The 4,622-nt window shown below is 45.7% G+C and carries 5 protein-coding genes; all 5 read left to right on the forward strand.

Annotated features, from left to right (window positions below):
• Positions 1–9 precede the first annotated feature (9 nt).
• Positions 10–1,038, forward strand: coding sequence for an ABC transporter substrate-binding protein (locus tag Q0236_RS05405; protein WP_297915851.1), 1,029 nt, complete (start codon positions 10–12; stop codon positions 1,036–1,038).
• Positions 1,038–2,018, forward strand: a complete 981-nt coding sequence (locus tag Q0236_RS05410) for an iron ABC transporter permease (protein ID WP_297915844.1) — start codon at positions 1,038–1,040, stop codon at positions 2,016–2,018. The genes Q0236_RS05405 and Q0236_RS05410 overlap by 1 nt, the downstream gene beginning before the upstream one ends.
• The gene (locus Q0236_RS05415; protein WP_297915845.1) at positions 2,002–2,766 is read left to right on the forward strand and encodes an ABC transporter ATP-binding protein; all 765 of its coding nucleotides are present in this window, start codon (positions 2,002–2,004) and stop codon (positions 2,764–2,766) included. Before Q0236_RS05410 ends, Q0236_RS05415 begins: the two co-directional genes overlap by 17 nt.
• 484 nt (positions 2,767–3,250) lie before the next feature.
• Positions 3,251–3,844 (forward strand): hypothetical protein, encoded by a 594-nt coding sequence (locus Q0236_RS05420; protein ID WP_297915847.1) that lies wholly within the window; start codon positions 3,251–3,253, stop codon positions 3,842–3,844.
• 108 nt (positions 3,845–3,952) lie between these two features.
• The coding region (locus Q0236_RS05425; RefSeq protein ID WP_297915849.1) for a hypothetical protein at positions 3,953–4,622 on the forward strand (670 nt) is incomplete at its 3' end.

Raw genomic sequence — 4,622 nt, forward strand, 5'->3', positions numbered from 1 at the left:
CTTCACTCAATCCTTCTTGGTGCAGCGCTTTGCGCTAGCCTGGCTTTTGCAGATCGCACGATTACCGATCAGCTCGGTCGCAAGGTCACGATCCCGGATCAAGTAAATCGTATCGTCGTGCTACACCACGAAGCGCTCAATGTCTTAAACGAAATCAACGCCCAAGATAAGGTCGTAGGAATCCTAAAAAGCTGGGAGCAGCGCCTAGGCAAAGAGTATAATCGTTTGGCACCAAGTTTTAAAAACCTACCTAATCCGGGCGATATCAAAGATGTCAATTACGAAGCTCTGCTTAGTCTAAAGCCTGATGCGGTCGTAGTGGTCAACTACTTCCCTAAAGAATATATCGCTAAAATGGAGGAGTTGAAAATCCCAGTCGTAGGTATTTCATTTTTCAGCTCTGCACAAGAGGAAAAAGCTAAGCTAAATCCGACCTTTAAAGATGAGCGCGATAGCTTCGCTGCTTACGATGAGGGCTTTTACGAGGGGGTTAAAATTCTAGGCGAACTAAGCAATCACGAAAAGGATGCCGCTGAACTAATAGATTTCGTTAAAAAATCGCAAGCTGATTTAAATGCCAAATTTAGTAATTTTATTGTAGATAAAAGACCTAGAGTTTATATGGCAAATCCCGATCTTACGACCTACGGTAGCGGCAAATATACTGGCGTAATGTTAGCAAGAGCGGGTGCGACGAACGTCGCCGCTGCAGATATAAAGGGCTACAAGCAGGTTTCGCCGGAGCAAATTTTAGCATGGAATCCGCAGATTATCTTAGTGCAAAACCGCTATCCTCAAGTACCTGCCGAACTTAAGGCAAACCCTGCGCTAAAAGGTCTTAGCGCCGTGAAAGAGGATAGAATTTATCTAATGCCCGAATTTGTTAAAGCATGGGGTCATCCGACTGCCGAAGCAATGGCGCTTGGCGAGGAATGGCTTGCGATGAAACTTTATCCGCAAAATTTTAAGGACGCAAACTTTGATAAAAAAGTAGAGGAATTCTACGAGAAATTTTACCGCGTCAAATATCAAAAATAATGCTAAACGTAATCCTGCTTCTTTTTTGGGTAGTGCTGGCGATAATCTCGCTCGCTAGTGGGCAGTTTCATATACCGTTAGAAGAAATTTTTAAAATTCTCTTTAGCGGAGGCGGCGATGAAGCCGCCAAAAGTGTGATGATGGATGTTAGAATTCCGCGCATTCTACTCTCCAGCCTTTGCGGTGGAGCGCTTGCTATCGCGGGTTTGAGCTTGCAGGCGGTATTTAAAAACCCGCTCGTTGGCCCGCACATCGTAGGCGTTAGCACCGCAGCGGCATTCGGCGGCGCGCTTTGTATCTTGCTAGGATTGAGCGGCTTATGGCTTGCGGGGTTTGCATTTTGCTTCGGGCTTGCGGCACTATTTTTGCTCTATCTTTTGGCAAAATTCGTAGCACGCGCCGATATTTTCTCGCTCATTTTGGCAGGTATAGTCATTAACGGCGTATTTGCCGCACTTACGAGCTTAGTGCAGTATCTAGCAGACGATGAGGAAGTGTTACCTAATATCGTCTTTTGGCTACTAGGAAGCTTCGTAAGCGCAGGATACGATAAAGTAATTTTGATGTGCGCGATCGCCCTGCCCGCTTCTGCAGTCTTAATCGCGCTGAGATGGCGGTTTAATCTACTCAGCCTAAATGATGATGATTTGCGCGTGCTAGGCGTGGACGTTAAATTTCTGCGCTGCACGATCCTAGCGCTTTGCACCGCTCTGATCGCCGTACAAGTTAGCGTCAGCGGAAATATCGGCTGGGTAGGTCTTGTGGTGCCACACGCCACCAGGCTCATCGCGGGCAGCGACCACGTGAAGCTAATGCCTGCCTGCTTCATCGCAGGAGCGATCTTTATGCTGGCAATCGACGATCTATCTCGCTCGCTAAGTAGCGCCGAAATTCCTTTAGGAATTCTATCCGCTCTCATCGGAAGCCCGATCTTTGCCCTACTTCTAAAAAGGAGTGCCAAAAATGCAAAATCTAATTGAGGTAAAAAATGCTAGCTTTTACTACGAGGCGGAAAAATTCTGCTTTCGCAACTTAAGCTTCGAGCTTGCCAGCTCTCAAACATTAGCGATTTTGGGCTTAAACGGGCAAGGCAAAAGCACGCTAATGTCGTGTATGATGGGGATTTTGCGGCCTAAAGAAGGCGAGATCGTGCGCAAGGCAAAATTTGCTTTCTTGCCGCAGAGTTTTAACGTCGCGTTTGATTACAGCGTGCTTGACATCGTACTGATGGGGCGGGTACGCGAGATCTCCCTCTTTTCAAAACCGGGCAAAAAGGATATTCAAATCTGCCTTGATGCTCTGGATACGCTAGGCGTCGCCCATCTGCAAAAGCGCAGCTTTAACGCCCTTAGCGGCGGGCAGAGGCAGCTCGTGCTCTTTGCTAGAGCCCTAGCTAGCGGCAGCGACGTGCTGTTTTTGGACGAGCCTGCCAGCGCGCTTGATATCAAAAACCAAGACCGCGTGCTAAGCCTCATCGCAAATCTGCGCTCAAATAGCGATGCGAGCATAGTTTTTACCACTCACCAGCCTAACCACGCCCTTGCAGTCGCCGATCGCACACTGATCTTGCGAAATGATCTTAGCTACAACTACGGCGCAAGCAACGAAATTTTAACCGAAGCCGCGCTTAGCTCGCTCTACGGCGTACAGATCAAAACGGCAAAATTTGACGTTGCAGGCGCGCAAATCCCCAGCATCACGCAAATTTTCAGCGCGCAGGTGAAGTAGCGGCGCGACAAAGCAACTCATCAATCGGCGCGAAATTTTAAATCGTGGGATTTTGCCTTGATCTAAATTTAAATCTCGGAATTTTGTTTTGAAATGCCGTCTTAAAATTCCGATTAAAATTTTATATCGAGGTTTTGCCATAGAATTCCAGTCTAAATTCCATAGTGAAATTTTGCCGCGGGGAATTCCGATCAGAAATCTCATAGCGGAATTTTCTGTGACTTGCCGGTTTTCGAAGCGTGCAATGAAAGATACCGCGCTTGTGGTTTAAAATTTTTGTAGTAGAATTCTGCCTGCAAATCCATAGATGGAATTCCGTTTTAAATCCCGCGGCGAAATTTTATTCTCGCTCTGGTAGAATTCCTGAAATTCCGCAGTCTGCAAGCTTGTCCCGACGAAATTTTGAAATTTTAAATTTAGCTATTTAATTCCTGCTTTACATCGATTTATGTATACTTCGAGATAAATTTTAAAAAGGCTTATTATGCAAGATCTCGTATCTCAGGCAAGAAAAGAGGGGATGATCAGCACTGGCATTGATCTATTTTTAGCGGCGGTGCCTGCGACTTTAGTTGCGCTAGATATTGCTAAGAACGATATGCTAGGGCTTAGCGGCAACAAGACGGCTACCTATATCACTGGCGGAATTATTTTTGCTCTTTTGTGTGTTTCGGTATTTTTCAGGCTAAGAGCGCTCCGCAAAATTTCAATGCTTAGCGGCATAAGAGCGGCAGCGCTTTACTGCAACTGCGTAATTGTCTGCATCTGTGTCATTGCCATAACAAGCATTTTTTTATCGATTCCTTTATCGATCTCACACAAGCATTTGGCAATGATATTGTGCATTTTAATAGCGTTTGCGGGCGCAATCTACATGATCGTAGCGTGGTTTTGCATAAATTTTGCTCTAGCACGCGTAAGCGGCGTGGGGATCTTTGAGACGTATGTGTGGTTCTGTGTCATCCTTTTTCCGTTAAATGCACTATACCATTTGATATTCCCCATAACCCTCACAATAACTAGCATCGTGCACCTACTAGCCTGGAGCAAGATAGAAAAGATAAGCGTAAAAGTTTAGAATTTCGCAAATATCTTGTCGCGATAGAATTCCGATCTTGTCGGTTTAATTTATATTTTATGCTTGTTTATATATACTTCGGGTCAAATTTTTAAAAAGGGTTTATATATGCAATTCATTGTATCTCAGGCAAGAAAAGAGGGGATGATCAGCACCGGCATCGATCTGTTTTTAGCGGCGCTACCCGTGGTTTTTATCGTGGTAGGCTATGTCTCTTTCAGCGAGCCATGGCGCCTTGACGACGAGATGATAAATTATATCGCTAGCGGAATTTTGATTGCTTTTATTTGTGTTTCAGTATTTTTCAGATTGCAGGCACTCCGAAAAATTTCAGCGCTTAGCGGCATAAAAGCAGCGACACTTTATCGCAACTGCATAATAATCTGCGTCTGCTTTTTTGCGCTAGCGCTCGTGCTCAATTACCTTTATCCGAGGGAGCCTGACGCAGACGGCGGGCAAAGTGATAATCCATTTGCGGCGATATTTGGACTAGCGCTTTTCGCAGGCGTTATTTACATAATCGTCGCATGGTTTCGCATAAATTTTTCTTTGGCGCGCGTAAGCGGCGTGAGTACCTTTCGGACTTATGTGTGGCTCTGTGTGGGACTTTTCGTGCTAAATATACTATGCAATGCAGCGATTATTGCTATAGCTATTTCCTCCGAGCCACGGACCGAGCAGGTCTCGGCTTTAGCTATTGCTGTCGTAATGCTTAAACTGCTCCTGCCGTTTGCCGCTCTTGTGATAACTGGCATCGTGCACCTGCTCGCCTGGAGCA

This window comes from uncultured Campylobacter sp. (assembly GCF_938031315.1).
GTDB lineage: Bacteria > Campylobacterota > Campylobacteria > Campylobacterales > Campylobacteraceae > Campylobacter_B.